General features: G+C 70.3%; 3 protein-coding genes and 1 pseudogene. 3 read left to right on the top strand and 1 reads right to left on the bottom strand.

Going from position 1 to position 3,107, the window contains the following annotated elements; genetic code table 11:
• Window positions 1-747, top strand: a 747-nt coding sequence (locus tag AACZ35_RS13485; protein ID WP_339830156.1) for an SDR family oxidoreductase, incomplete at its 5' end; no start/stop codon positions are given.
• A gap of 31 nt (window positions 748-778) precedes the next feature.
• Window positions 779-1,438, top strand: a complete 660-nt coding sequence (locus tag AACZ35_RS13480; RefSeq protein WP_339830154.1) for a response regulator transcription factor — start codon at window positions 779-781, stop codon at window positions 1,436-1,438.
• Here AACZ35_RS13480 and AACZ35_RS13475 read toward each other — a convergent pair whose 3' ends face one another.
• Complete coding sequence (locus tag AACZ35_RS13475; protein ID WP_339830152.1) at window positions 1,439-2,758, bottom strand: hypothetical protein; 1,320 nt, start codon at window positions 2,756-2,758, stop codon at window positions 1,439-1,441.
• 111 nt (window positions 2,759-2,869) lie between these two features.
• On the opposite strand from AACZ35_RS13475, the pseudogene AACZ35_RS13470 reads away from it, so the two are divergent.
• Window positions 2,870-3,107 (top strand): annotated as a pseudogene (locus AACZ35_RS13470) (hypothetical protein); the annotation flags it as partial.

The raw sequence follows: 3,107 nt of genomic DNA, 5'->3' as shown, positions 1-3,107 counted from the left end.
CTGGCCATCGCGCAGGCGCTGGGCGGGGCGGGGGCACGCGTGGCGGTGAACGGCCTGGGCAGTCACGAGCAGATCGAAGCCGCGGTGGCTTCGGTCTGCCAGGCCGGTGCGCCCGACGCGACCTTCCTGGGCGCCGATCTCGCCGACGCCCGGGCCATCGAGACGATGATGCAGGCGCTGTCGGACTGGGGCCCCGCCGACATCGTGGTCAACTGCGCCGGCGTGCAGCACACGGCGCCGATCGGCGAGATGCCGGCGGCGACCTGGGACAAGCTGATCGCCATCAATCTCAGCGCCGCCTTCCACACCATGCGCCTGGCCCTGCCGGGCATGGTCGGGCGCGGCTTCGGCCGCGTGCTCAACATCGCGTCGGTGCACGGCCTGGTGGCCTCGGTGAACAAATCGCCGTACGTGGCCAGCAAGTTCGGCCTGGTCGGGCTCAGCAAGGTCGCCGCGCTGGAAGTCGCCGCCGCCGGCAGCCGCGACAGCGGCGGCGTCACCGTCAACTGCGTCTGCCCGGGCTGGGTGGAAACGCCGCTGATCGAGCCGCAGATCGCCGCCCGCGCCGAAGCCAACGGAGGTGACCGCGATGCCGGTATCCGTGCGCTGCTGGCGGAAAAGCAGCCCAGCGGCCGGATGTCGCTGCCGTCGGACATCGCCGCCACCGTGCTGTTCCTGTGCCGCCACGAGGCACACAACATCACCGGCACCGCCATTCCCGTCGACGGCGGCTGGACCTCGCAGTAATTACGCAAGCGGTGGCGATAGAATCGGCGCAGTGACCCGCCTGCTCATCGCCGACGACCATCCGCTCTACCGCCTGGCCCTGACCCAGGCGGTGCGCGGCGTGCTGCCGGACGCGCAGATCCACGAAGCCGAAGACCTGCCCGGCGTGCAGGCGGCCCTGGCGGCGTTCCCCGACACCGACCTGGTGTTGCTGGACCTGCACATGCCCGGCAGCCACGGCCTGGTCGGCCTGGCCTCGCTGCGCGCCGAACACCCGGGCGTGGCGGTGGCGATGATTTCCGCGCACGAAGACCCCGCGACCATCCGCCGCGCACTGGCCTACGGCGCTGCCGGCTACCTGACCAAACGCGCCGACCTGGCCGAACTGCAGGCGGGCCTGCGCGCGGTGCTCGACTGCGAACAATGGCTGCCGCCGTCGCTGCGCGAGTCCGTGGCCAATGCGCCGCCGGAACCCGGCGACCGCGAAACCGCCGCCAAACTCGCCACCCTCAGCCCGCAGCAGTTCAAGGTGCTCACGCGGGTGGCCGAGGGCCGGCTCAACAAGCAGATCGCCGACGAACTGGGCATCCAGGAACGCACGGTGAAAGCCCACATGAGCGCCATCTTCGAAAAGCTCGGCGTGCGCAACCGAACCCAGGCCGGCGTGCTGCTGGGCAGCCTGTCGCTGGCCGATCCGGCGCGCGAGGCCTGATCAGTACCAGTAGGGGATTCGCCAGACCGACGGCGCGTCGTATTCGTCCGGCTTCGGCCCGGGCTGCGGGTGCAGCGCCACCACCAGCTCGTGCCGGCCGCGCGACTGGCCAGCCAAGGGGATCATGTAGACCAGCCCGCGCAGGTCGCGCGTTGCGTCGCTGTAGAGCTCGGGAGCAAGGTCCAGCGGCTGGCCGTCGAGCGTCACCGCGAAACCTTCGGCGATGCAGGCCAGCGTGGCCTGGCTGCGCTGCTGCCGGCCGGCGAATCCGCGCGGCAGGTTCTTCGGCTCCGGACAGGCGTCGAGCATCTGCTGATGCAGCTGCGGAACGAAGGGCACGACCAGCGGCAGGTAGCGGCCCTGCGCCTGCAGGTCCGGGATGTACGGCAGGTGCGGTGACTGCGCGGGCTCGTGCTGGCTGGCGTAGTGCACGTGGCGCACGCTGTTGGCCTGGTTGGCCTCGAGCAGCGGGAACCGGCCGTACTGTCCCCAGCCGAGGTCGTCCTTGAGCATGGCCAGGGCGGTCAGGCTGGCGAGAATGGCGGCGGTGATGATCCCGCCGACGATCCAGTTGCCGCGCCGGTCACCAACGCTGGTGGTGTAGAGCGTCACCAGCGTCGCCGATTCCCGGCCGACACCGCTGCGCGAATACGCGGCCATTACCGATTCCATGGTGCGCCGCAGCCAGTGGCCGCGCTGCAGGCGGGCGCCGAACCAACGGTCCAGCCACATCACCACGAACCAGGGAAACAGCAGCACGCCGAGCGCGCCCAGCACCCAGCGTTCGGCGTGTTCGGCGGTTCCGGTCGTCGCGGCCAGGAACAGCACCGCCAGCATCAGCAGCGACACCACCACCGTGATGGTCACCATCATGCGTGCCAGGCCGATGCCCAGGCCAAAGACGATCGTCGCCTGGTTGTCGGCCTGCTCGATCTGCGCCGGCATGGGTTTCCAGCGGCCCATGATCCAGTCGCGCATGATCGGACCATCGCGCAGCTTCTCCGGCTTCAGCCCGCCCGGGAACACCGAATCCATGCCCACCAGCGCCACCCAGTAGGCGCGCAGCAGCAGGTGCAGCACGAAGGCGACCGCAAGCACCACGACGCCGCACATCAGGTACACCAGCGACAGGTCGGCGACCTGCCGCCAGAAGTCGGACAGGCGTGGCGAGATGTGGCTGGCCCAGCCCGGCAGCCAGGTCGCCAGCTGCACCAGCGTGAACACCGTGGCGCCCGACAGCAGCAGTTCCACTTCCCAGGTGGGCGTGGTGCGGCGGGGCAGGGTGAGCCGGGTGTCGGTATCGGATTCGGGCGTGGACATGGTCAGGGCAGCAAAAATGGGCGCTTAGCCTGTCAGACGCCCGCCGGACCGACAAGGTGACAGTGCTAGCATCCGGCCGCCGGGCGCGTGGCCCGCGAGGGAGTGCAATGCATGTGGTTTTCACGGCTTGGACGCGGCCTGGCCTGGCTGGCCGGCGCGGCCTGGGCCAGCCCCCTGAGCCTGGTGGCGCTGGTTGCCGGCCTGCTGGCATTGCCCTTCGGCGCGAAGCCGCGGGTTTCCGACGCGGCGCTGGTGTTTGAACGCTTCCCGTGGGGCCCGGGCGGAGCCTTGGCCCTGGGCAACGTGGTGCTGCACACGGGCCCGAGCCTGGACACGACGGTGCGCACCT

The sequence above is a fragment of the uncultured Arenimonas sp. genome (assembly GCF_963976025.1).
GTDB lineage: Bacteria > Pseudomonadota > Gammaproteobacteria > Xanthomonadales > Xanthomonadaceae > Arenimonas.
The sequence above is the reverse complement of the archived record's forward strand: the minus strand, read 5'-3'. Positions and strand labels throughout refer to the sequence as shown.